Annotated in this window: 23 protein-coding genes; 4 read left to right on the forward strand and 19 right to left on the reverse strand. The window is 73.3% G+C overall.

Annotation, left to right across the window (positions count from 1 at the left end; all coding sequences use genetic code 11):
- Positions 1-3 precede the first annotated feature (3 nt).
- The 3 genes from fahA to hppD form a co-directional block, all read right to left on the reverse strand.
- On the reverse strand, positions 4-1,227 hold the full coding sequence (gene fahA, locus BMW62_RS08885) for a fumarylacetoacetase (RefSeq protein ID WP_244523924.1): 1,224 nt from the start codon (positions 1,225-1,227) through the stop codon (positions 4-6).
- Positions 1,200-2,420, reverse strand: coding sequence for a homogentisate 1,2-dioxygenase (locus BMW62_RS08890; protein ID WP_091930502.1), 1,221 nt, complete (start codon positions 2,418-2,420; stop codon positions 1,200-1,202). Before BMW62_RS08890 ends, fahA begins: the two co-directional genes overlap by 28 nt.
- A 91-nt stretch (positions 2,421-2,511) precedes the next feature.
- A complete protein-coding gene (gene hppD, locus BMW62_RS08895; protein ID WP_091930503.1) occupies positions 2,512-3,717 on the reverse strand; it encodes a 4-hydroxyphenylpyruvate dioxygenase in 1,206 nt (401 codons plus the stop codon).
- A 165-nt stretch (positions 3,718-3,882) separates the two neighbouring features.
- Here hppD and BMW62_RS08900 point away from each other — a divergent pair, with 165 nt between their 5' ends.
- On the forward strand, positions 3,883-4,389 hold the full coding sequence (locus BMW62_RS08900; protein ID WP_091930504.1) for an Lrp/AsnC family transcriptional regulator: 507 nt from the start codon (positions 3,883-3,885) through the stop codon (positions 4,387-4,389).
- A gap of 72 nt (positions 4,390-4,461) precedes the next feature.
- Positions 4,462-5,319, forward strand: a complete 858-nt coding sequence (locus BMW62_RS08905; RefSeq protein WP_091930505.1) for a DUF881 domain-containing protein — start codon at positions 4,462-4,464, stop codon at positions 5,317-5,319.
- 7 nt (positions 5,320-5,326) lie between these two features.
- Here the strand turns inward: BMW62_RS08905 and BMW62_RS08910 are convergent, their stop codons facing one another.
- From BMW62_RS08910 to BMW62_RS08935, 6 genes are all read right to left on the reverse strand, one after another.
- A complete protein-coding gene (locus tag BMW62_RS08910; protein WP_091930506.1) occupies positions 5,327-5,791 on the reverse strand; it encodes an SgcJ/EcaC family oxidoreductase in 465 nt (154 codons plus the stop codon).
- Positions 5,792-6,046: 255 nt separating this feature from the next.
- Entirely contained in the window at positions 6,047-7,945 is a 1,899-nt protein-coding gene (locus BMW62_RS08915) for an ABC transporter ATP-binding protein (protein ID WP_091930507.1), read from the reverse strand.
- Between the two features lie 79 nt (positions 7,946-8,024).
- The gene (locus BMW62_RS08920) at positions 8,025-8,813 is read right to left on the reverse strand and encodes an enoyl-CoA hydratase/isomerase family protein (RefSeq protein WP_244523925.1); all 789 of its coding nucleotides are present in this window, start codon (positions 8,811-8,813) and stop codon (positions 8,025-8,027) included.
- 73 nt (positions 8,814-8,886) lie between these two features.
- The gene (locus BMW62_RS08925; RefSeq protein WP_014376958.1) at positions 8,887-9,114 is read right to left on the reverse strand and encodes a helix-turn-helix domain-containing protein; all 228 of its coding nucleotides are present in this window, start codon (positions 9,112-9,114) and stop codon (positions 8,887-8,889) included.
- A 274-nt stretch (positions 9,115-9,388) separates the two neighbouring features.
- Complete coding sequence (locus BMW62_RS22585; RefSeq protein WP_170852297.1) at positions 9,389-9,712, reverse strand: hypothetical protein; 324 nt, start codon at positions 9,710-9,712, stop codon at positions 9,389-9,391.
- 221 nt (positions 9,713-9,933) lie between these two features.
- Complete coding sequence (locus BMW62_RS08935) at positions 9,934-11,535, reverse strand: ABC-F family ATP-binding cassette domain-containing protein (protein WP_091930510.1); 1,602 nt, start codon at positions 11,533-11,535, stop codon at positions 9,934-9,936.
- A 114-nt stretch (positions 11,536-11,649) separates the two neighbouring features.
- Between BMW62_RS08935 and BMW62_RS08940 the strand changes: the two genes are divergently transcribed.
- Positions 11,650-13,443 (forward strand): SCO7613 C-terminal domain-containing membrane protein, encoded by a 1,794-nt coding sequence (locus BMW62_RS08940; protein ID WP_139206225.1) that lies wholly within the window; start codon positions 11,650-11,652, stop codon positions 13,441-13,443.
- A gap of 73 nt (positions 13,444-13,516) precedes the next feature.
- Here BMW62_RS08940 and BMW62_RS08945 read toward each other — a convergent pair whose 3' ends face one another.
- From BMW62_RS08945 to BMW62_RS08980, 8 genes are read right to left on the reverse strand one after another with little or no spacing between them, the layout of a single operon-like run.
- Positions 13,517-13,924, reverse strand: coding sequence for a metal-sulfur cluster assembly factor (locus tag BMW62_RS08945; RefSeq protein ID WP_091930512.1), 408 nt, complete (start codon positions 13,922-13,924; stop codon positions 13,517-13,519).
- Entirely contained in the window at positions 13,924-14,388 is a 465-nt protein-coding gene (gene sufU, locus BMW62_RS08950) for a Fe-S cluster assembly sulfur transfer protein SufU (RefSeq protein WP_091930513.1), read from the reverse strand. The genes BMW62_RS08945 and sufU overlap by 1 nt, the downstream gene beginning before the upstream one ends.
- A gap of 13 nt (positions 14,389-14,401) precedes the next feature.
- Positions 14,402-15,712, reverse strand: coding sequence for a cysteine desulfurase (locus tag BMW62_RS08955; RefSeq protein ID WP_091930514.1), 1,311 nt, complete (start codon positions 15,710-15,712; stop codon positions 14,402-14,404).
- The gene (gene sufC / locus BMW62_RS08960; RefSeq protein WP_091930515.1) at positions 15,709-16,479 is read right to left on the reverse strand and encodes a Fe-S cluster assembly ATPase SufC; all 771 of its coding nucleotides are present in this window, start codon (positions 16,477-16,479) and stop codon (positions 15,709-15,711) included. Before sufC ends, BMW62_RS08955 begins: the two co-directional genes overlap by 4 nt.
- A gap of 13 nt (positions 16,480-16,492) precedes the next feature.
- On the reverse strand, positions 16,493-16,858 hold the full coding sequence (locus tag BMW62_RS08965; protein WP_091930516.1) for a non-heme iron oxygenase ferredoxin subunit: 366 nt from the start codon (positions 16,856-16,858) through the stop codon (positions 16,493-16,495).
- 2 nt (positions 16,859-16,860) lie between these two features.
- On the reverse strand, positions 16,861-18,180 hold the full coding sequence (gene sufD / locus BMW62_RS08970) for a Fe-S cluster assembly protein SufD (protein ID WP_170852298.1): 1,320 nt from the start codon (positions 18,178-18,180) through the stop codon (positions 16,861-16,863).
- Positions 18,180-19,619 carry a Fe-S cluster assembly protein SufB gene (sufB, locus tag BMW62_RS08975; protein WP_091930517.1) on the reverse strand — a complete coding sequence of 480 codons (1,440 nt, stop codon included), beginning with the start codon at positions 19,617-19,619 and terminating at the stop codon, positions 18,180-18,182. Before sufB ends, sufD begins: the two co-directional genes overlap by 1 nt.
- Positions 19,616-20,458, reverse strand: coding sequence for a helix-turn-helix transcriptional regulator (locus BMW62_RS08980; RefSeq protein WP_244523926.1), 843 nt, complete (start codon positions 20,456-20,458; stop codon positions 19,616-19,618). Before BMW62_RS08980 ends, sufB begins: the two co-directional genes overlap by 4 nt.
- Positions 20,459-20,622: 164 nt before the next feature.
- Here BMW62_RS08980 and BMW62_RS08985 point away from each other — a divergent pair, with 164 nt between their 5' ends.
- The gene (locus tag BMW62_RS08985) at positions 20,623-21,549 is read left to right on the forward strand and encodes a COX15/CtaA family protein (RefSeq protein WP_244523927.1); all 927 of its coding nucleotides are present in this window, start codon (positions 20,623-20,625) and stop codon (positions 21,547-21,549) included.
- A gap of 56 nt (positions 21,550-21,605) precedes the next feature.
- On the opposite strand, the gene BMW62_RS08990 is transcribed toward BMW62_RS08985, so the two are convergent.
- Both BMW62_RS08990 and BMW62_RS08995 read right to left on the reverse strand, forming a co-directional pair.
- Positions 21,606-21,890 carry a hypothetical protein gene (locus BMW62_RS08990; protein WP_091930518.1) on the reverse strand — a complete coding sequence of 95 codons (285 nt, stop codon included), beginning with the start codon at positions 21,888-21,890 and terminating at the stop codon, positions 21,606-21,608.
- 107 nt (positions 21,891-21,997) lie between these two features.
- Positions 21,998-22,930: a heme o synthase gene (locus BMW62_RS08995; RefSeq protein ID WP_091930519.1), complete on the reverse strand. Its 933-nt coding sequence runs from the start codon at positions 22,928-22,930 to the stop codon at positions 21,998-22,000.
- Positions 22,931-23,085 lie beyond the last annotated feature (155 nt).

The following is a 23,085-nucleotide window of genomic DNA, read 5'->3' on the forward strand; positions in this document are numbered from 1 at the left end:
GGGTCAGGGCCGGGCGGGCTCCACCCGGCCGACGACCTTCCCGAAGCCGATGCGTGTGGCGCCGGGGCCAGGAGCGCTCGCGGTGATCGACACCGTGTCGCCGTCCTCGAGGAACCCCCGCGTCGAGCCGTCGGCCAGGCGCAGCGGCTGCGTGCCGTTGGCGGTCAGCTCCAGCAGCGAGCCCCACTGGTCGGGTGCGACGCCGCTGACCGTCCCCGAGGCGAACAGCTCCCCGGCCGAGACCGAGGCGCCGTTCACGGTCAGGTGCGCGAGCTGCTGCGCCGGCGTCCAGTACATGTCCCGGAACGGCGGGCGGCTGACCACCTCGCCGTTGATCCGCACCTCGAGGGCGAGGTCCAGCCCCCACGGGGCGCCGTCGTCGCGCAGGTAGGGCAGCAGCCCGGTGTCGCGCGGCGGCGCCGGCACCCGCGCCGCTTCCAGCGCGGCCAGCGGCACGATCCACGGTGACATCGAGGTACGGAACGACTTGCCGAGGAAGGGGCCCAGCGGCACGTACTCCCAGGCCTGCAGGTCACGGGCCGACCAGTCGTCGACCAGGCAGACGCCGAACACGTGCTCGGCGAACGCCTCCACCGGCACCGGCTCCCCCGGCTCGCTGGGCGCACCGACCACGAATCCGACCTCGGCCTCGAAGTCGAGCTTCCGCGTCGGGCCGAACGGCGGCTGCTCGCCGTCGTCCGGCCCCCCGAGCTGCCCGCACGGCCGCACCACCGGCGTCCCCGACACCTCCACCGTGCCCGACCGGCCGTGGTAGCCGATCGGCAGGTGCCGCCAGTTCGGCGGCAGCGGGTCGGTGCCCGGGCGGAACAACCGGCCGACGTTCTCCGCGTGCTGCCGGGAGCTGTAGAAGTCCACGTAGTCCGCGACGCCGATCGGGCGGTGCAGGCTCACCTCGTCCAGCGGGACGAGATGAGGCTCCACGCGGGCGCGGTGCCGCGCGTCGGTGAGCCACTCGGTGACCTGCTCGCGGAGGTCCCGCCAGGCCCCGGGCCCCGCGACGAGGAACGCGTCCAGCGTGCGGGTCCGGTGGACCGGGAGCCCGGTCATCCCGAACAGGTCGAGGACCGCGTCTCCGATGCGCACGCCGTGCCGGAACCCGGGCCGCCCGCCGCCGAGGAACACCCCCAGCGGCAGGTTGTCGATGCCGAACCCGGTGTCGTCCGGTAGCTCCAGCCAGGTCACGAGGTGGGCCCGCGGCCGGACCACGACCAGGCGTACCGCCCGTCGTCGACCGCCGCGCCGCCCTCGCCGAGCTGCAGCGGCCGGAAGGTGTCGACCATGACGGCCAGCTCGTCGAACCGCTCGGCGCCCAGCGACGCCTCGACCGCGGCCGGCTGCGGTCCGTGCGAGTGCCCGCCCGGATGCACGGTCACCGAGCCCTTGCCGATGCCCGAACCCTTGCGGGCCTCGTAGTCGCCGTCCACGTAGAACATGATCTCGTCGGAGTCGACGTTCGAGTGGTAGTAGGGCACCGGCACCGCGAGCGGGTGGTAGTCGACCTTCCGCGGCACGAAGTTGCAGATGACGAAGTTCGGCCCCTCGAACACCTGGTGCACCGGCGGCGGCTGGTGCACCCGGCCGGTGATCGGCTCGAAGTCCGCCACGTCGAAGGCGTACGGGTAGAGGCAGCCGTCCCAGCCGACGACGTCGAAGGGGTGCTCCGGGACGACGTGCACGGTGCCGGCCAGCCCGCCGGGCCCCTCGCCGCGGTGCTTGACGTACACCTCGACGTCGGTGCCCTCCGCCAGCAGCGGCGCGGCCGGGCCGCGCAGGTCCCGCTCGCAGTACGGCGCGTGCTCGAGGAACTGCCCGTACTTCGACAGGTAGCGCTTCGGCGGGGCGATGTGGCCGTTCGCCTCGATGGCGTAGGTGCGCAGCGGCTCCGCACCGGTGGGCAGCCAGCGGTGCGTCGTCGCCCGCGGGAGGACGACGTAGTCGCCCGGGCCCACGTCCAGCGCCCCGAACACCGTCTCGACCCTCGCCGTCCCGCGCTCGACGAAGACGCACTCGTCGCCGACGGCGTTGCGGTACAGCGGGCTCGGCAGGCTGCTGACCGCATAGGAGATGCGGACGTCGGCGTTGCCCAGCACCAGCCGGCGGCCGGTCACGGGATCGGCCGCCGCGCTTGTCGAGGGCATGGCCTCCTCGCCCGGGAAGAGGTCGTGCAGCTTCAGGTGCCGGGGCACCAGCGGGGCGTTCGGCGTCGTCGCCTGGTCGGGCAGCTGCCACGGGCGGGCGTCGACCAGCGAGGAGGGGACGCCGCGGTGGTAGAGCAGCGAGCTGTCGGAGGAGAAGCCCTCCTCCCCCATCAGCTCCTCGGCGTACAGCCGCCCGTCGGGACGCCGGAACTGCGTGTGCCGCTTCCGCGGCACCTCCCCCACCTGCCGGTAGAAAGCCATCGAGGGTCCCCTCGGACGTAACGGACTGGAACGGCCCCTTCGCAGGGCCGCGCCGCGAGCGGAGCGGGCGGCGGGGGGCGAAGGGGGCCTTTCAGAAGTTGCCGCGCCGTTCCTGCTCGCGCTCGATCGCCTCGAACAGCGCCTTGAAGTTGCCCTTCCCGAAACCCAGCGACCCGTGCCGCTCGATCAGCTCGAAGAAGACCGTGGGCCGGTCGCCGGTGGGCCGGGTGAAGATCTGCAGCAGGTAGCCGTCCTCGTCGCGGTCGACGAGGATCCCGCGGCGCTGCAGCTCCTCGATCGGCACGCGCACGGTGCCGATCCGGGCGCGCAGCTCCGGGTCCTCGTAGTAGGAGTCCGGCGTGGCGAGGAACTCGACGCCCTCTGCCCGCATGGCGTCGACCGTGGCGAGGATGTCGTTGGTCGCCAGCGCCACGTGCTGGGCGCCGGGGCCGCGGTAGAACTCCAGGTACTCGTCGATCTGCGACTTCTTCCTGCCCGGCGCCGGCTCGTTGAGCGGGAACTTCACCCGGTGGTTGCCGTTGGCCACGACCTTGCTCATCAGCGCGGAGTAGTCGGTGGCGATGTCCTCCCCGATGAACTCGGCCATGTTGGTGAACCCCATGACCCGGTTGTAGAAGTCGACCCACCGGTCCATCTCGCCCAGTTCCACGTTGCCCACGACGTGGTCGACGGCCTGGAACAACCGCTTCGGGGACCCCGGCCGCTTGACGAACGACGACGTGCGCCCGACGTAACCGGGCAGGTAGGGCCCGGCGTAGCGGGACCGGTCGACCAGCGTGTGCCGGGTGTCGCCGTAGGCCGCGATAGACGCCAGGCGGACGGTGCCGTGCTCGTCGCCGACGTCGTGCGGCTCCTCCAGCACGGTGGCTCCCTGCGCCCGGGCGTGGGCGGTGCAGCGGTCGACGTCGGGCACGGCGAGCGCGATGTCGACGATGCCGTCGCCGTGCCGGCGGTGGTGGTCGGCCAGCGGGCTGTCCGGGTCGTAGGCGCCCTGGACGACGAACCGCGCCGCCCCCGAGGCGAGCACGAAGGCGTGGTGGTCGCGGTTGCCGGTCTCGGGGCCGGAGTAGGCGACCAGCTCCATGCCGAACGCCGACTGGAAGAAGTGCGCCGTCTGCACCGCGTTGCCCACGACCCAGACCAGGCCGTCCCAGCCGGAGACCGGGAAGGGATCACCGGAGGGGTCGTACTGCACCAGCCCGACCAACTGCTCCAGCTGCCGGCGGTCGAGCCCCGCCAGCCGTTCCTCGTCGTTGAGCGCCTGCTCGAGCGTCACCGCGACCCCTCCCTCGCCTCGGACCATGTGTGCCCCCTCACAGCACACCCGTCGCCCGGCGCTGCGCAAGCACACCGGCTCGTGCTGGCGCGCCTGCACAACCGGGCTAGCTGACGGCGGCGCCAGCTGGGCAGAATGCAGAGCTCCCGACCACGTGGAGGTCCGATGAGCCACCCCCACCGCCTCGACGCCCTCGACGTCGCCCTGCTGGCGGCGCTCCGGCAGCACCCGCGTACGGGACTCGTCGAGATCGCCCGCATGGTCGGCGTCGCCCGCGCCACCGCGACCGCCCGGTTGCAGCGACTGGAAGCAACGGGCGTGGTCACCGGGTTCGGTCCCGACGTGGACGTCACCGCTGCCGGGTTCGGCGTCCAGGCCTTCGTCACCCTGGAGATCGCCCAGGGTGCGCTCGATGCCGTGCACCGGGACCTCGAGGCGATCCCCGGCGTCCTCGAGGCGCACGCCACCACAGGCAGCGGCGACGTCGTCTGCCGCGTCGCCGCCGCCTCGCACGAGGCACTGCAGGAGATCCTGGTGCAGCTGAACCGGTCGTCCTCCGTCGTGCGCTCGACGAGCGTGGTGGCGTTGACCTGCCTGGTGCCGTGGCGCACCCTGCCGCTGCTGCGCTCGGGAGCGGCGCCGGGCTCGGGCCGTTCGCCCAGCTACCGGTAGCGCTCGCGACCCGTGGGCCGCGACCGGCCGAGCACCGCCGGCGGGCCGCGGCGCTGACCTACTGTGGAGCCGATGGACGGCGACGAGCGGAGGACTACGGGCGGCGACGGCCCACCCCCCGAGCCGGCTCCCGCGGACGTCGACGCCGCAGCCGCTCCCGCACCCGGCGACGCGGTGGCCGGCGACGCGGTGGCCGGCGACGCGGTGGCCGGCGACGCGGTGGCCGACCCCGCCCCGAACGAGCAACCCTCGACCTCGACCCGAGGGTCAGGGCCGGTCCGGTCGTGGAGCCGCCCCGTCGCCGTGGCCGCCACCGCCGGGCTGACCGTGGTGCTGGGCTTCGCGCTCGTCGTGCAGATCCGCAGCACCGCCGAGCCGGCCGAGCAGGACGTGCGCAGCGAGGCCGACCTCGTCGTCCTGCTGGACGAGCTGAACGCCCAGGAGGAGACGCTGCGCCAGGAGATCGGTGCCACCCGGGAAACCCTCGAGCAGCTGGGTAGCGGGCAGGAGGAGTCCGGGAGCGCGCTGGAGGAGGCACGGTCTCGCGCGGAGGCCATCGGCATCCTCGCGGGCACCCTCCCGGTCAGCGGCCCCGGGGTGCTGGTGACCGTCCAGGACCCCGACGGCGCCGTCCCCGCGTCGGTGGTGCTCGGCGCCATCCAGGAGCTGCGCGGCGCCGGCGCGGAGGCGCTGCAGGTCGACGGCGTGCGGGTCGTCGCGTCCAGCGCGGTGACCGGCTCCCCCGGCGCCCTGCGCATCGACGGTCAACCGCTGAGCTCCCCCTACGAGTTCCGCGCCATCGGCTCCCCGGCCGCGATGGAGATCGCCCTGTCGGTCACCGGCGGGGTGCTCGCCGACATCGGCCGCGAGGGTGCGCGGGTGCGGGTCGAGCAGGCCGACGACGTGCGGGTGGACGCCACCGTCGACTGACTCCGGCTCACTGCGGGATGAGCAGGCCCCGCAGCTCCTCGGTCAGGGCCTCCCGCGCCTCGGGGTGCTGGTGCCACGCCGCCGGGGTGACCTGGAACAGCGAGATGCGCCACCGGCCGCGCCCCTCGTCGACGGCGATCATCGTGTGGACGGCGTTGAGCTCCGGGTCGAGGTCGCTCGCGCCGGCGGGGATCATCCCGGCGTGCGCGGTCAGCATCGCCACGCCGTCGCCCACGGGGCGGACCGAGCGGACCACGGCCACGTAGGCGGGCGTCTGGTGCGACGAGAACACCTGGCGCAGGTCCGCCGCGATCGACAGCCGGCCGCGGTGGTGGCTCCCGTCGAACCCGATGATGTCGCCGTCGTCGGCGAAGCCGGCCGCCACCGCCGCGCCGCTGCGCCGGTTCCAGCCGTCGATGAACTCGGCGTAGAGCGCCTGGATCTGGGCGTCCTGCGGGTGGGCTGCGGTCACGTCTCCTCCTCGCTGGCGTTCGCCGGTGCGTCCCGACGCGTGCTGCGGTCCTGCGTGGCCGCGCCAGCCCGGCCACGTGTCCCGGCTGCGGCCGCCTGAGACAGCTGTGACGCTAGTGGTCCGGGTGACCAACTCGTTCGATGCTCGCCGGAGTTCCACGCCGTCCGCTCCGGCGCTTTCCCCCTGCTTCCGAGCGCCCGCCACCGTGCGTGCACGGTCGTGCGCGCACGGCCATCGGAAACGTCGTCGATCGGGTCACCCGACGATGATCGGACGCCGCTCCTGCTGCGCGAACTGGGTGCGGTGCAGGTCGGCGTACCGGCCGCCGCGCGCCAGCAGCTCCTCGTGCGTCCCCGCCTCGACGATCCGCCCCTCGTCGACGACCAGGATCTGGTCGGCGCTGCGGATGGTCGACAGCCGGTGCGCGATGACCAGGGAGGTCCGGCCGGCCAGCGCGGTGTCGAGGGCGTGCTGCACCGCGGCCTCGGACTCGCTGTCCAGGTGGGCCGTCGCCTCGTCGAGGATGACGATGCCCGGCGCCTTCAGCAGCACCCGGGCGATGGCCAGCCGCTGCTTTTCCCCGCCCGAGAGCCGGTAGCCGCGGTCGCCGACCACCGTCTCCAGCCCCTCCGGCAGCGATCGCACGAGGTCGGCGATCCGCGCACCGGCGAGCGCCTCCCACAGCTGCTCGTCGGTGGCCTCCGGCCGCGCGTAGCGGAGGTTGGCCCCGATGGTGTCGTGGAACAGGTGCGCGTCCTGGCTGACGACGCCGACCGCGTCACGCAGGGAGGCCAGCGTCGCCCGCCGCACGTCGACACCCCCGACCCGCACCGTGCCGCCGGTGGCGTCGTAGAGCCGGGGCACCAGGTGGGCGATGGTCGACTTGCCGGCCCCCGAGTGCCCGACCAGCGCGACGAGACGACCGGGTTCTACCCGGAAGCTGACGTCGTGCAGGACGTCGACCGGGCCGCCGTGCTCGGGCAGCGACACCTCCTCCAGCGACGGCAGCGAGACGTCGGCGCCCGACGGGTAGCTGAAGGAGACGCCGTCGAACTCGATGGACCGGTCGTCGGCCGGGACGGGGACGGCGTCGGGCGCCTGGCGGATCATGGGCGGGAGGTCGAGCACCTCGAAGACCCGGTCGAAGCTGACCATCGCGCTCATCACGTCCACGCGGATGTTGGACAGGGCGGTCAGCGGCCCGTAGAGCCGGGACAGCAGCAACGCGAGCGCCACCACGTCACCGGCGCTCAGTTCGCCGGTGAACGCGAGCCAGCCGCCGAGGCCGTACACCAGCGCGGTCGCCAGCGCCGCCACCAGCGTCAGCGCGGTGAAGAAGGTGCGCCCGTACATGGCCGAGAGGACGCCGATGTCGCGCACCCGGGCGGCGCGGCCGCGGAAGGACTCGGCTTCGGCCGTCGGCCGGCCGAACAGCTTCACCAGCAGCGCGCCGGCGACGTTGAACCGCTCGGTCATCGTGGCGTTCATCGACGCGTTGAGCGAGTAGGACTCCCGGGTGATCTCCTGCAGCCGGCGGCCGATGCGGCGGGCGGGCAGGACGAACAGCGGCACGAGGACCAGGGACAGCAGCGTGATCTGCCAGGACAGCGTGAGCATCACGCCCGCCGTGAGCACCAGCCCGATGACGTTGCTGACGACGCCCGACAGCGTCGAGGTGAACGCCTGCTGCGCGCCGACGACGTCGTTGTTCAAGCGGCTGACCAGCGCGCCGGTCTGCGTGCGCGTGAAGAAGGCGACCGGCATGCGCTGGACGTGCTCGAAGACCTGGCTGCGCAGGTCGTAGATGACGCCTTCGCCGATGCGCGCGGAGTACCAGCGGGTGCCCAGGGAGATCCCGGCGTCGACCACGGCCAGGCCGGCGATGACCAGCGCGATCTGCACGATGTCGCCCGCGGTGCCCTCGAGCCCGGCGATCCGGTTGACGATGTCGCCGGCCAGCAGCGGGGTGATCACGCCGATGACCGAGGAGCCGACGACGAGCAGCAGGAAGAAGGTGAGCTCGCGCCGGTAGGGCCGGGCGATGCCGACGATCCGCCGGACGGTGCCCTTGGGCAGCTGCCGCGCGGTCACCGCCGGGTCCCGCTTGAACGACCGCATGGCCGCCATGGAGGTCATGGACTGGCTCACGTCCATGCCACCTCCCTCGTCCCGCCGGTCGCGCCCCGGCGGCTGCTGCAACCGGGGCGCGACCGCGCTTGTTCCTGGGAGCCTCTCAGCAGCCGCTGACTATTTCGTGCAGCCGCTGCACCTGGGCGGCGCGCTCCGCGGCGTCCTGGGCACCGGCGTCGTTGCGCACGGCCGAGCGGACCAGCGCCGCGGTGGCCCGGCTCGCACCCACCGGCGGGGCGAGGAGCGCCGCGGTCAGGTCGGCGACGGCGTCGTCCAGCTCCGCGCGCGGCACCACCGCGGTCGCCAGGCCGATCGCCTGCGCCTCGGCGGCGCCGACGGCGCGACCGGTCAGGCACAGCTCCAGCGCCCGCGCGTAGCCGACGAGTTCGACCAGCGTGCTGGTGCCGGTCAGGTCGGGGACCAGTCCGAGCGTCACCTCGGGCAGCCGCAGCTGCGCGTCGTCGGTGAACACCCGCAGGTCGCAGGCGAGCGCCAGCTGGGCACCGGCGCCGACGGCGTGGCCCTGCACCGCCGCCACCGATACGACGCCCGGCGAGCGCAGCCAGCGGAAGCCGGCCTGGTAGCCGCGGATCCGCTCCCGCGCCTCCTCGACCGGCAGCCGCCCGAGCTCACCCAGCCCACCTCCCGCGCTCGAGCCGGTGTCGAACATGCTGCGGTCCAGGCCGGCCGAGAAGGAGCGGCCGGAGCCGCGCAGGACGACGACCCGCACGTCGTCGTCCAGCGACGCCCCCACGTCGGCCAGCGCCGACCATGTGTCCGGCGTCTGGGCGTTCAGCTGATCCGGCCGGTCCAGGGTGACGGTGAGGACGGCGCCGTCGCGGCTCGTCCGCACCCAGCCGGGCGGAGGGGAACTGGTGGGGTCCGCGGTCACGCCCCCGCCTCGCCGACCCTCGTCAGGCGCGGACCGCGCGGTGCAGTGGCTACTGGTTCGTTCGCACGCTTCCTCACGTCTTCTTGCTGTTCCGGTTGGCCCCGCCGCGGCTGCGCAGCGAGGCCCCGGACTCCGAGAGCAGCCGGTGCACGAAGCCGTAGGACCGGTTCGTCGAGGTGGCCAGGGAGCGGATGCTCTCGCCCTCGTCGTACCGCTTGCGCAGCTCGTCGGCGAGCGTCGACCGGTCACCGCCGGTGATCCGCTTGCCCTTGCCGAGGTCCGCAGTGCTCGTGTCGGCCATGGCTCCCCTCCGTGTCGGCCACCGGCCCACCGGCACAACCGGCGCGCGACGGCCCGTCGTTGGCTGTCCGCCCTGGTGCCGCCGTCCCGTCGACCACGGCTCCCTCGGACCCATGATCACCCAGACGGGGGACGACGGCCACGTGAACCGAGACCTGCCGGAGTCATGCGACGTCGGGGGGTTGGGGAGTCGCTGCGGAGCGCCGACGGGCAAGTGGTTGCGTTTCGACCCGGATTTCGTCTACCGCAACGTCAGGATCATGGATGCGCGCGTGTCAGACGTCGTCGACCTCGCTGTGGTCTACAGCCGGCGCCTCGCCGCCGCCGGCGAACCGATCGTCAACAGCCATGCGTGACCAGCCGAGGTGTCCCGGAGTAGATCGCCAACCACGGCGGCCGATGGCCGCGACGAATGCCTCCTCCGCCTCGGCGGAGACGTGCACACTCCGCTCGGCCTCCGCGTGCGACTGGTGAGAGCTCTCTTCGAACCCGCCCCACTCAGGGTGCTCGCCGGTCCACTCGTGAGCTGCTTCAGCCACCGACGCGAGAAGCGCCTGCCGTTCGCCAGCCGCTCGACTCCGTTCGAGGTCATCGATCACGACGGCAGTCTGCAACGGAGCTACGACAGAGGCCCGCGACGAGCGATTCCCCTGGGATCCCGACGGCACGCCGTGACAGGCCGGCGCCGAACGGGAGCAGTCGCGCTCTGCCCCGTCCGGCGGGGCAGAGAGCTACTGTCCGCGGAACACGTGCCCAGCCTCCCGGGCCGCGACGGGCATCGACCGCCGCGGCGCCGAGCCGCGATCACCGCCGAGCAGGCCTACGCGAGCTCGACCAGGTCGGCGAGGTCCTCGCTCCACGCGTCCTCGGTGCCGTCGGGCAGCAGGATCACCTTGTCCGGGTCCAGTGCCCGCACGGCGCCCTCGTCGTGGGTGACCAGCACGATCGCGCCCGCGTAGGTGCGCAGCGCCTCGAGCACCTGCTCGCGGCTGGCCGGGTCCAGGTTGTTCGTCGGCTCGTCGAGGAGCAGCACGTTGGCGCCCGAGACGACGAGCGTCGCCATCGCCAGCCGGGTGCGCTCACCGCCCGACAGCGTGCCGGTGCGCTGGTCGACCGTCTCGCCCGAGAAGAGGAACGCGCCGAGGATGCGGCGCAGCTCGGTGTCGGTGCTGTCGGGCGCCGACGAGCGCATGTTCTCCAGCAGCGTGCGGTCCATGTCGAGCGTCTCGTGCTCCTGCGCGTAATAGCCCACGCGCAGCCCGTGGCCGGCCTTCACCTCACCGGTGTCGGGGCTCTCGGTGCCGGCGAGCATCCGCAGCAGCGTCGTCTTGCCCGCCCCGTTGAGCCCGAGGACGACGACGCGCGCGCCCCGGTCCACCGCGAGGTCGACGTCGGTGAAGATCTCCAGCGAGCCGTAGCTCTTGGACAAGCCCTCGGCGGTGAGCGGCGTCTTCCCGCACGGAGCCGGCGTGGGGAACCGCAGCTTGGCGACCTTGTCCTGCACCCGCACGTCGGCCAGCCCGGCCGCCAGGCGCTCGGCCCGCTTGTCCATGCTCTTGGCCGCCTTGGCCTTGGTGGCCTTGGCGCGCATCTTGTCGGCCTGGGCGTTGAGCGTGTCGATCTTGCGCTCGGTGTTGGCGCGCTCCTGCTTGCGACGCCGCTCGTCGGTCTCCCGCTGCGCCAGGTAGGGCTTCCAGCCGAGGTTGTAGACGTCGACGGTGGCCCGGTTGGCGTCCAGGTGCCAGACCTTGTTGACGACGGCGTCGAGCAGCTCGACGTCGTGGCTGATGACGATCAGCCCGCTCTTGTGGCCGGCCAGGAAGCCCTTGAGCCAGGTGATCGAGTCGCCGTCGAGGTGGTTGGTCGGCTCGTCGAGCAGCAGCGTCTCGGCGTCGGAGAAGAGGATGCGGGCGAGCTCGACCCGGCGGCGCTGGCCGCCGGAGAGCGTGCGCAGCGGCTGGGCCAGGACGCGGTCGGGCAGGCCGAGGTTGGTGCAGATGCGCGCGGCGTCGCTCTCCGCGGCGTACCCGCCGAGCGCGGCGAACTGGTCCTCCAGCCGACCGTAGCGGCGGACGGCCCGGTCGCGCTCGTCGTCGTCCGCGGGCTCGGCCATGGCGACCTGCGCCTTGACCAGCTGGGCCTTCAGGACGTCGAGCCCCCGGCCGGAGAGCACCCGGTCGCTGGCGGTGATGTCGAGGTCGCCGCTGCGGGGATCCTGCGGCAGGTAGCCGATCTCGCCGGTGACGTCGACCTTCCCGGCGTGCGGCAGGCGCTCACCGGCGAGCGTGGTGAGCGTGGTGGTCTTGCCGGCGCCGTTGCGTCCGACGAGCCCGATGCGGTCACCGGGTTGCACCCGCAGGTTGGCCTCGCTGATGAGGATGCGGGCGCCGGCGCGCAGCTCCAGGCCGGTCGTCGTGATCACTGCACCCAGGGTAGGCGCTCGACCGCCGGGTGCCGAACGCTTCGAGGGTGATTCGGGCGGCACCGCCGCGGGCAGGGTGCTCCGGTGACCCCGGAGGCGCGGACGACCCGGCCGGTGGCATCTCCGCCGGTGCCGCCGTTCCCGTACGCTGCCAACCCGCCGCAGGTGCTCCTCGCCGTGGGCGCCGTGCTGCTGGTGAGCGGCGCGGCGGCGCTGGCGTCGGTCCAGGGCGGGCCGCTGGTCAGCGGGGCGCTCCTGGTGCTCGCCGGGCTCGCCGCGGCCGGCTCGGTCCGGGCGGACCGCTCGCGGCTGCGCAGCTCGGCCGAGACCTTCGCCGCCAGCTCCGCGGGCTTCGCCCTGGCGGCGGGCGACGTCGGCGCGCTGCGCACCGGGGACCCGCTGTTGCCGCTGGTGCTGGCCGGCGCCTTCGTCCTGCTGCACCGCACCTCCCCCGCCACCGCCGCGTGGCCGCTGGCCGCGTGGGCGGGTCTGCAGCTCGCCGTCCTGCGGCTGCTGGACGGGGTCACCGCCCCCGTGCGCACCGAGTTCCTGCTGGCCGTCGCGCTGGCGGGCCTCGCGGTCGCGCTTTTCGCCCGGCCGCTGGTGGCCCGGCTGGTCCTGGCGACGACGGCTTTCTGGTTCGCCACCGGGGTGCTGGCCGGCCTCCAGGAGGCGTGGACGGCCGGTCCGGCCGCGCGGTGGCCGGCCGCGGCGCTGGTGGCGGCCGCCGCCGGCGGGCTGCTGCTGGCCCGGCTGCGCGCACCGCTCGACGTGCTGCTCGGCCCCCCGCGGCTGGTCCCCGTCGTCTCCGGCGCCGTGACCGGGGCCGCCGTCGCCGGGGCGTCGTCCGCCGGGGGGCCGGTCGTCGTCGCCGTGGCCGGGTTCGCCGGCGTCCTGGGAGCCGCGGTGGCGGCCGGTGCGCTCAGCGGGTGGCGGCGCGGGTTCCTGCTGCCCGTGGCCCTCACCGGCGGCGTGCTGCTGGCCGCCCTGTCGGTCCTCCGCCTGGTGGCCGGCACGCACTGGTCGGCGCTGGCGCTGCTGCTTCTCCTGACGGCGGCCCCGACGCTGTGGGTGGCAGCCCGGCGCTCCGACGACCGCCCCGTGGCGGCGCCCACGGCGGTCGGTTGCCTGGCCGGGGCCGCGGTCCTGGGTCTCCCCGACGGCTGGGCCTCCCCCGCCGGCGCCGCCGTCCTGCTGACCGCGCTGTACGTGGCCGCGCTCGGCACGGCGGCGGTGCTGGACCGCGACTCCCGGCGGGCCACGGTCACCGCCGCGGCGGTCGTCGCCGCGCTGGCCGTGCTGCTCCTGCTGGTCCTGGGGGACCGGGAACAGGTGCTGGCCCACCTGGCGGTCCAGGGCACCACGACGCTGGGCTGGGCATGGTGGACCGGTCGGGCGGACGCCAGCGACGCCGGCGCCGCGACCGACGCCGGCACCGCCTGGCGGGTGGGCGCGGCCCAGGTGGTGCTCGCCTGCTGGATCGCGGCCGCGCTCGCCGGCACCGGCACGGTGGAGGCCTGGACGCTGCCGGCCGCCGGCGGACTGCTGCTCGCGTCGGGGCGGGCACTGGTGCGTGAGCCGTCGTGGCCGTCCTGGGGCCCGGGCCTGCTCGTGGCAGCCGTCCCGTCGACCGCGCTCGCCGCCCTCTCCCCCGACGGGCCGCGCGCCGTGCTGGTGCTGGCTGCCGCCGCGGTCGCGATGGTGGCGGGGAGCCGGGCCGGCGTCCGGGCACCGATCCTGGTCGGAGCGGGCTCGGCGCTGGTGCTGGCGCTGGGCCTGGCGGTGCGCGCGCTGCCGTGGCCGGTCGCCGCCGCGCTGGCGGTGGGCACCGTGCTCCTGCTCGTGGGGGTGCTGCGCGAGCGGACGCCGGTCGCCGGGTTCGCCGCCCGCCTCGCCGACCTGCGGTGACGATGCGACCCTCCGGGTCGCACCGGGACCAGGGCCGTGACAGGCCCCGGAGACGCCGGCACGCGGAAGAGGGTCAGACCCGGAAGCCGAGGGCGCGCAGCTGCTCGCGGCCGTCGTCGGTGATCTTGTCCGGGCCCCACGGCGGCATCCAGACCCAGTTGATCCGGATGTCGTCGACCAGCCCCGGGCCGGGGCCACCGGTGAGGGCCTGGCGGGCCTGGTCCTCGATGACGTCGGTGAGCGGGCAGGCCGCGCTGGTCAGCGTCATGTCGATGATCGCGACGTTGCTCTCGTCGACGTCGAGGCCGTAGACGAGGCCGAGGTCGACGACGTTCACGCCCAGCTCGGGGTCGACGACGTCGCGCATCGCCTCCTCGAGGTCCTCGAGCAGCGCCGACTTGTAGGCGGGCAGGTCACCCGGGGCGCCGTCGGTGGCGGGCGTCGCGTTCCCGGTCACGGCGTTCTCGGTGGTCTCGCTCATCACTGGCCTCCGGCCTGGGTCGTGGACAGGGCTCGGGCGGACGCGTCCTTGAGGGCCATCCAGCTCATCAGCGCGCACTTGATGCGCGCCGGGTACTTGGAGACGCCGGCGAACGCGACGGCGTCCTCCAGCTCGTCCTCGAGCTTCTCGGCGACGGCGGGGTCGCCCTTGGCCTGCATGAGGGTCATGAAGTGCTCGCCGGTCTCCAGCGCCTCGGTCACCGGCTTGCCGACCACGAGGTCGTACATCGCCGAGACCGACGCCTGGCTGATCGAGCACCCCATGCCCTCGTAGGACACGTCGGCGACGGTGTCGCCGTCGAGCTTCACCCGCAGGGTCACCTCGTCACCGCACGTCGGGTTGACGTGGTGCACCTCGGCGTCGAACGGGTCGCGCAGACCGCGTCCGTGCGGGTTCTTGTAGTGGTCCAGGATGATCTCCTGGTACATCGACTCGAGCTGCATCAGCGGATCGACCTCACACCGTTCCGAAGAACTTCTGGGCCGCGCGAATTCCGTCGGCCAGCGCGTCGACGTCGTCGTACCCCGTGTGCACGTAGAACGTCGCCCGGGTGGTGGCCGGGACGCCGTAGCGCCGCACGACCGGCCACGCGCAGTGGTGCCCCACGCGGACGGCGATGCCGAGGTCGTCGAGCACCTGCCCGACGTCGTGCGGGTGGACGCCCTCGACGGTGAAGGAGACCGCTCCCCCGCGGGCGACGGTGTCCGGCGGGCCGATCACCGTGACGCCGGGGATCTCGGCGAGCTTCCCCAGCGCGTAGCCGGTGAGCGCCCGCTCGTGCTCCTCGACCTTGTCCATGCCGAGGGCGGTCAGGTACTCGACGGCGGCCCCGAGCCCGACCACCTGCGCGGTCATCGGCACGCCGGCCTCGAAGCGCTGCGGCGGCGGCATGAAGGTGGAGCCCTCCATGCGCACGACCTCGATCATCGAGCCGCCGGTGAGGAACGGGGGCAGCGCGTCGAGCACCTCGTAGCGGCCCCACAGCACGCCGACGCCGGTGGGCCCGAGCATCTTGTGCCCGGAGAACACCAGGAAGTCCGCGCCCAGGGCCGCCACGTCGATCGGCTGGTGCGGCACCGACTGCGCGCCGTCCACCAGCACCAGGGCACCGACCTCGCGGGCCCGCGCCACGATCTGCTCGATCGGGTTGATGGTGCCCAGGATGTTGGACTGCTGGGTGACGGCGACGAGCCTGGTGCGCTCGTTGACCACCGTCGCCAGGTCCGACAGGTCCAGCCGGCCGTCGTCGGTCAGCCCGAGCCAGCGCAGGGTCGCCCCGGTGCGCTCGCACAGCTGCTGCCACGGGATCAGGTTGGCGTGGTGCTCCATCTCGGTGACGACGATCTCGTCACCCTGGCCGACGGCGTGGGTCCGGAACTCCGGCTCCTTCGCCGTGGCCGCGTTGGACAGCGCGTAGGCCACCAGGTTGATCGCCTCGGTGGTGTTGCGGGTGAAGACGACCTCGTTCTCGGGAGCGCCGATGAACGCGCCGACCTTCGCCCGGGCCTCCTCGTAGGCGCCGGTCGCCTCCTCGGCGAGCTGGTGGGCCCCCCGGTGCGGCGCAGCGTTCACGTTCTCGTAGAACCAGCGCTCGGCGTCGAGCACCTGGCGCGGCTTCTGCGAGGTGGCCCCGGAGTCGAGGTAGACCAGCCGCTTCCCGTCGCGGACGGTGCGGGACAGGATCGGGAAGTCCGCCCGGATCGCCTCGACGTCCAGCGGGAGCGGGGTGCGCGCCCCCGTGGCGGGACGCGAGGCGGTCGAGGTCATGCCGCGGTCTCCCCCGACCCCTTCGCGTACGCCGCGTAGCCCTCGTTCTCCAGCTTCTCCGCCAGCTCCGGGCCGCCCTCCTCGGCGATCCGGCCGCCCACGAAGACGTGCACGAAGTCGGGCTTGATGTAGCGCAGGATCCGCGTGTAGTGGGTGATCAGCAGGACGCCGACGTCCCCCTCCTCGCGGGTGCGGTTGACGCCCTCGGAGACGATCCGCAGCGCGTCGACGTCGAGGCCGGAGTCGGTCTCGTCGAGGATCGCGATGCCCGGCTTGAGCAGGCGCATCTGCAGGATCTCGTGGCGCTTCTTCTCACCACCGGAGAAGCCCTCGTTGACGTTGCGCTCGGCGAAGGCCGGGTCCATCTCGAGCGCTTCCATCTCGCTCTTGACGTCCTTGACCCAGGTGCGCAGCTTCGGCGCCTCGCCCTTGATGGCGGTGGCGGCGGTGCGCAGGAAGTTCGACACCGAGACACCGGGCACCTCGACCGGGTACTGCATGGCGAGGAACAGGCCGGCACGGGCCCGCTCGTCGACGCTCATCGCGAGGACGTCCTCGCCGTCGAGCGTGACGCTGCCGCCGGTGATCGTGTACTTCGGGTGGCCGGCGATCGAGTAGGCCAGGGTGGACTTGCCGGACCCGTTGGGGCCCATGATCGCGTGCGTCTCGCCGGAGCGGACGGTCAGGTCGACGCCGCGGAGGATCTCCTTGGCGTCGTCACCCTCCCCCACGCTGACGTGCAGGTCGCGGATCTCCAGAACGGACACTTCTTCTCGCTCCTCAGTTGGCGGCCGCGGCGGGGAGGGTGCCGTCGGTCTCGGTGTCGACGTACACGTCCTCCCCCTCCACGCGGACCGGGTAGACGGGGACCGGCTCGGTCGCCGGCAGGTTGGTGGGCTCGCCCGTGCGCAGGTCGAAGCACGACCCGTGCAGGAAGCACTCGATCGTCGGCGCGCCGTCGAAGGTCTCGACATCGCCGTCGGTCAGCGGGACGTCGGCGTGCGAGCAGCGGTCCTCGAGCGCGTAGACCGCACCCTCGTACCGGACGACGGCTAGAGCATCGACGTGGCCGCCGGCCGCCAGCTCGACCCGCAGCGCACCCGTCTCCTTGATGTCGGAGAGGGCGCAGACGCGTTCGAAGGCCATGGTCAGGACACCTCGACCGGCTGCTCGTCCAGGGCGGGCAGGGCGCCGAGGCGCTCGTCGATGGCGGCCATCAGCCGGTCCTGCAGCGCGTCCAGGCCGATCCGCTGCACGACGTCGGCGAAGAAGCCGCGGACGACCAGGCGGCGGGCGGTCTCGGCCTCGATGCCGCGCGAGCAGAGGTAGAACAGTTGCTCGTCGTCGAACCGGCCGGTGGCGCTGGCGTGGCCGGCGCCGACGATCTCACCGGTCTCGATCTCCAGGTTCGGCACCGAGTCGGCGCGGGCGCCGTCGGTGAGCACCAGGTTCCGGTTGAGCTCGTAGGTCTCCGTGCCGGTGGCCGCGGGCCGGATGCGGACGTCGCCGATCCAGACCGTGCGGGCGCCCTCCCCCTGCAGCGCACCCTTGTAGAGCACGTCGCTGGAGCAGTTGGGCACCGCGTGGTCGACCCACAGGCGGTGCTCCTGGTGCTGCGTCTCGTCGGAGAAGTAGACGCCGAAGAGCTCCGCGCTGCCGCCGGGACCGGCGTACTGCACGTTGCTGACCAGGCGGACCAGGTCGCCGCCGAGGGTCACCACGACCTGGGTGAAGGTGGCGTCCCGGCCGACGACGGCGTCGTACTGCCCGCCGTGCACCGCCCCGGGCGCCCAGTCCTGCACCGACACGAGCTTCACCTGGGCGCTGTCGCCGACGAGGACGGAGACGCCCCCGGCGTACCGGGCCAGGCCGCTGTGGTCGAGCACGATCGTCGCCTTCGCGAAGGCGCCGACCTCGATCACAAGGTGGCCCCAGACGACGTCCTCGGAGCCGGAGCCGGCCAGGCCGAGGGTGACCGGGCGGCCGAGCTGGGCCTCCTTGGCCACGCGGACGACGGCGGCGCCACCGCTGCGCTGGCGGGCCAGCGCCGCGAGCCGGTCGACCGGCTCGGGCAGCCCCTTGAGCAGCGGGTCGCCGACCTCGACGCTGGTCAGCTCGACGCCCTCGGGCAGGTCGGTGGTCCAGGTGAGGTGGGCGTCCGACGGGGCGCCGTCGAGCAGCGGCCTGAGCCGCTTCATCGGCGTGAAGCGCCAGGTCTCCTCGCGTCCGGTCGGCACGCCGAAGGCGTCCGGGTCGATCGAGGTGAACCGCTCGGCGGGCGAACCGGTGGGCGTGGCCCCGCCGTGCGAGTGCGCGCCGGGCGCGGCCTGCCCGGCCGTGCCGGTGCCGGCGGCCGGGACGGCCGGCGGACCGGCCTGCGTCCCGACGCCGTCGCCGAACAGCTCGCCGGCGAGGGTGGCCGACTCGGTGGTCAGCCCGGTGGTGGTGGGGGCGTTCTGGTCGGGCATCAGCCGACGGCACCTTCCATCTGCAGCTCGATGAGCCGGTTGAGCTCGAGGGCGTACTCCATGGGCAGCTCGCGGGCGATCGGCTCGACGAACCCGCGCACCACCATCGCCATGGCCTCGTCCTCCGAGAGGCCGCGGCTCATGAGGTAGAAGAGCTGGTCGTCGCTGACCCGGGAGACGGTCGCCTCGTGGCCCATGGCCACGTCGTCCTCCCGGACGTCGACATAGGGGTAGGTGTCCGACCGGCTGATCGTGTCGACCAGCAGCGCGTCGCACTTCACCGTGGACTTCGAGCCGTAGGCGCCCTCGTCGATCTGCACCAGGCCGCGGTAGGAGGTTCGGCCACCGCCGCGGGCCACCGACTTCGACACGATCGTCGAGGAGGTGTGCGGCGCGGCGTGCACCATCTTGGCGCCGGCGTCCTGGTGCTGCCCCTCGCCCGCGAAGGCGATCGAGAGCACCTCGCCCTTGGCGTGCTCGCCGGTCATCCAGACGGCCGGGTACTTCATCGTCACCTTGGAGCCGAGGTTGCCGTCGACCCACTCCATGGTCGCGCCCTCGTGGGCCACGGCCCGCTTGGTGACCAGGTTGTAGACGTTGTTCGACCAGTTCTGGATGGTCGTGTACCGGCAGCGCGCGTTCTTCTTGACGATGATCTCGACGACCGCGGAGTGCAGCGAGTCGCTCTTGTAGATCGGCGCGGTGCAGCCCTCGACGTAGTGCACGTAGGCGCCCTCGTCGACGATGATCAGCGTCCGCTCGAACTGGCCCATGTTCTCGGTGTTGATCCGGAAGTAGGCCTGCAGCGGGATCTCGACGTGCACGCCCGGCGGCACGTAGATGAACGAGCCGCCCGACCAGACGGCGGTGTTCAGCGCGGCGAACTTGTTGTCACCGGACGGGATGACCGAGCCGAAGTACTCGCGGAACAGGTCCGGGTGCTCCTTCAGCGCCGTGTCGGTGTCCAGGAAGAGGACACCCTGCTCCTCCAGGTCCTCGCGGATCTGGTGGTAGACGACCTCGGACTCGTACTGCGCGGCGACACCGGCGACCAGGCGCTGCTTCTCCGCCTCGGGGATGCCCAGCCTGTCGTAGGTGTTCTTGATGTCCTCCGGCAGCTCCTCCCACGAGGTCGCCTGCTTCTCGGTGGAGCGCACGAAGTACTTGATGTTCTGGAAGTCGATACCGGAGAGGTCCGAACCCCAGTCGGGCATGGGCTTGCGACCGAAGAGCTTGAGGGCCTTGAGGCGGCGCTCGAGCATCCACTCGGGCTCGCTCTTGCGGGCCGAGATGTCGCGGACGACGTCCTCGTCGATCCCACGACGGGCGGAGGCACCGGCGACGTCGGCGTCGGCCCAGCCGTACTCGTAGCGGCCGAGCTGGTCGATCTGCTCGTCCTGCGTCAGCGGCGTGCTCACCGGCTGCTGGGTGCTGGTCATGCGGGCGTCCTCTCCCGGTCGTTCGTGGGGGCGGTGCTGGTGGACTCGGTCGTGCGGGTGCGCGCGCGATCGGGCGCTGCACGCTCACCTGGTACAGGGCGTCCGGGGGCCGATCTGTTCCCCGCACGCGTGTGGCCCCGGCCGCTGCCGGGGCGCACCGGCCCGGGGATGTGCGTGGTGCATACCCCGTCGCCGTGGGCGATCGTGGCCAGCCGCTGGACGTGCGTGCCGACCAGCCGGCCGATCACCGCCGTCTCGGCCTCGCAGAGCTGCGGGAACTCCGCCGCGACGTGCGCCACCGGGCAGTGGTGCTGGCAGAGCTGCCCACCGCCGGACAACGCCGAGGCGGTGGCAGCGTAGCCCTCGGCGGTGAGGGCGGCGGCGAGCGCCTGGGCCCGGTCGGCCGGGGCGCCGGAGCTGCCGTCCGTGGCCGCCTCCACCGCGCTGGAGGCACGCGCCTCCAGGCCGGCGAGCTGCTGCTCGGCGATGGCGCGGACGGCATCGGGACCTCCGGCCGCCGCGACGTAGCGCAGCGCGGTGAGGGCCAGGTCGTCGTAGGCGTGCGGGAAGGCCGAGCGGCCGGCGTCGGTGAGGTGGAAGCGCCGGGCGGGGCGCCCCCGACCGCGGTGGGCGTCGCGCACCTGCCGCTCCTCGACCCGGCCGGTGGCGACCAGGGCGTCGAGGTGGCGGCGGACGGCCGCCGGCGAGACGCCGAGCCGGCCCGCGAGCTCGGTCGCCGTCTGCGGACCGTGCTCGAGCAGCAGCCCGCTCACGCGGTCGCGCGTGCGCCCGTCGTCGGCGGTCGCCGACGGCCGGAGCTTCGCCGCGAGAATTTCCACAACACGAGTGTGTCCTATTTCGGGGACCCCGCAAGCAAGGTCCACCTAAGAAGCCGCCTGCGGGGAGACCCCGGTGACGAGACTCACGGGCCTGGCGGCTCCCTGCAGGGCCCACCGCGAGCCTGCGAGCGGTGGGGGGCAGGGACTCCTTCTAGCATCGGGGCGTGCCGGTCCTGCCCGTTTCCTTCTCCCCAACGACCATCTCGCGGGTCGCGCTCGCCAACGTCCTGGCCCACGGGGCGATCGTGCTCACCGGGGGCGTCGTCCGCCTCACCGGCTCCGGCCTGGGGTGCCCGACCTGGCCCCGGTGCACCACCGAGAGCTTCGTGACGACGCCGGAGATGGGCATCCACGGCGTGGTCGAGTTCGGCAACCGGCTGCTCACCTTCGTCCTCGCCGTCCTGGCCATCGCGCTCGTCGTCGTGGTGGTGCGCTCACGGCGCCGCGATCTGCGCCCCTGGGCCGTGGCGGCGTTCCTCGGTATCCCCGCCCAAGGCATCGTCGGGGGCATCACCGTCCTCACCGGCCTGAACCCGTGGACCGTCGCCGCGCACTTCCTCGTCTCGATGGGCCTGGTCGCACTGACCACCGTGCTCTGGCTGCGCTCGCGCGAGCCCGGGGTCGGCGAGCCGCTGCTGGGCCGCCCGTTCCGCCTGCTGGTCGGCGCGATCGCCGCGGTCACCGCGCTGGTGCTGGTCATGGGCACCGTGGTCACCGGCAGCGGGCCGCACAGCGGCGACCCCGAGGCCGGGCGCACGGGGCTGGACGCCGAGCTGGTCAGCCACCTGCACGCGGACGCCGTCTTCCTGCTCGTCGGGCTCACCGTCGCCCTGCTGGTCGCCCTGTACGCGACCGACTCACCCGGCCGGGTCCGCCGGGCCGCACGCGACCTGCTGGTCGTCCAGCTCGCGCAGGGCGTCGTCGGCTACGTGCAGTACTTCACCGACCTGCCGATCCTGCTCGTGCTGCTGCACATGCTGGGCGCGGTGCTGATCACCGCGTACACCGCCCGCCTGGTGTGGTCGGTCCGCGGGCCGGCGTCCGAGCGGCCGCTGACCGCCCCCGTCGAGCCGGCGGTCGCCGCCCGCTGACCGGACGCCGTCCCTGCGCGCACGCCCCCGACGGGTACCGCGCAGCCCCTGGGCAGTCAGCCGTGCCACACGAGGACGACGAGCGACGCGCCGTCCGGTGACTCCCAGCGCGACGCGCTGGCCGCCTCCGGGGCGCTGCGGGCGTCGGCCCAGGCCGGCCAGGCGTCGTCCTCGTCGTGCCAGAGCAGCCGCCCGCCGGGCAGGTAGGCGACGACCGGGCTCCCGGACTCGACGAGCGCCTCGACCTGGAGCCGCTCCAGCGCTCTGGCCCGCAGCGAGTACGTCCGCCCGTCCGCACCCACGAGCCGGCCCATGCGGGCGTCGGTGAGGTCCCGGCGCACGGCGGGAGGCTAGCAATGCCGACCTGTGGACGGAGCAGCAGCGAGCTCCGGCCCCGTCCAGAGGCTCGTCCCGAGCCTGCGAGGGATGAGGAGGACGGGGCCCTTCCTCAGACGATGGCGTCGACGACGATCGCGACCGAGAGCAGCGACAGGTACGAGATCGAGACGTGGAACAGCTGCATCGGCTTCATCTCGCCGCCGCGCTTGATGCGGGCGAGCAGCCGGTGGGACTCGACGACGAACCAGGCACCCAGCAGCGCCGCGGGGATCGCGTACCCCAGCCCGATGCCGTAGCCGGAGGCCACCGGCCAGAGCAGCAGCGAGACGGCGACGGTGGCCCACGCCCAGGCGACCGACTGCCGGCCGACCGAGAGCGCGGTGGTCACCACGGGCAGCATCGGGACGTCGGCCCGGGCGTAGTCGTCCCTGAACCGCAGGGCCAGGGCCCAGAAGTGCGGCATCTGCCAGCAGAAGACGATCCCGAACACCACGACCGCCGGCCAGTCCAGCGACCCGGTCACCGCCGCCCACCCGATGAGCACCGGCGCCGCGCCGGGCACGCCGCCCCACTCGGTGCTGCGGCGCGTGTGCCGCTTGAACACCATCGTGTACAGGACGGCGTAGTAGAAGATCGCCGCCGCCGCGAGCACCGCCGCGAGCGGCGTCGTCGTCACCAGCAGCAGCACGATGGCGCTGACGGTGAGGACCGACCCGAAGACCAGGGCGGCCCGCGGCGTGACCTCGCCGGTCACCAGCGGCCGCTTCCGGGTGCGCTGCATCAACCGGTCGATGTCCCGGTCGAAGTAGCAGTTGAAGACGTTGGCCGCCCCGGCGGCGAAGGTCCCGCCGAGCAGCGTCCAGAAGAGCAGCGACAGCGACGGCCAGCCCCGGTCGGCCAGCATCATCGCCGGCACCGTGGTGATCAGCAGCAGTTCGATGATGCGCGGCTTGGTGAGGCCGACGTAGGCGCCGAGGCGGGCTCGGAGCCGGGTGGCGAGGCGGGGAGCAGGGGCGGCGGTGCGCTCGGACAGCACCGTCACCGGGTGCCCTCGTGCGCGGTCGCGCGCGGGCAGCAGGGCACCACGGGATCCCTTCGAACCGGGGGGCGGAACTCCCCCACTGTAGCCCCGGCCGGTCCCGAGGCCGGCGTGCGGCATGACCTCGGATGACTAGGGTTGATCACGTTGCTGCCGCC

Source organism: Blastococcus sp. DSM 46786 (assembly GCF_900109665.1).
Classification (GTDB): domain Bacteria; phylum Actinomycetota; class Actinomycetes; order Mycobacteriales; family Geodermatophilaceae; genus Blastococcus; species Blastococcus carthaginiensis.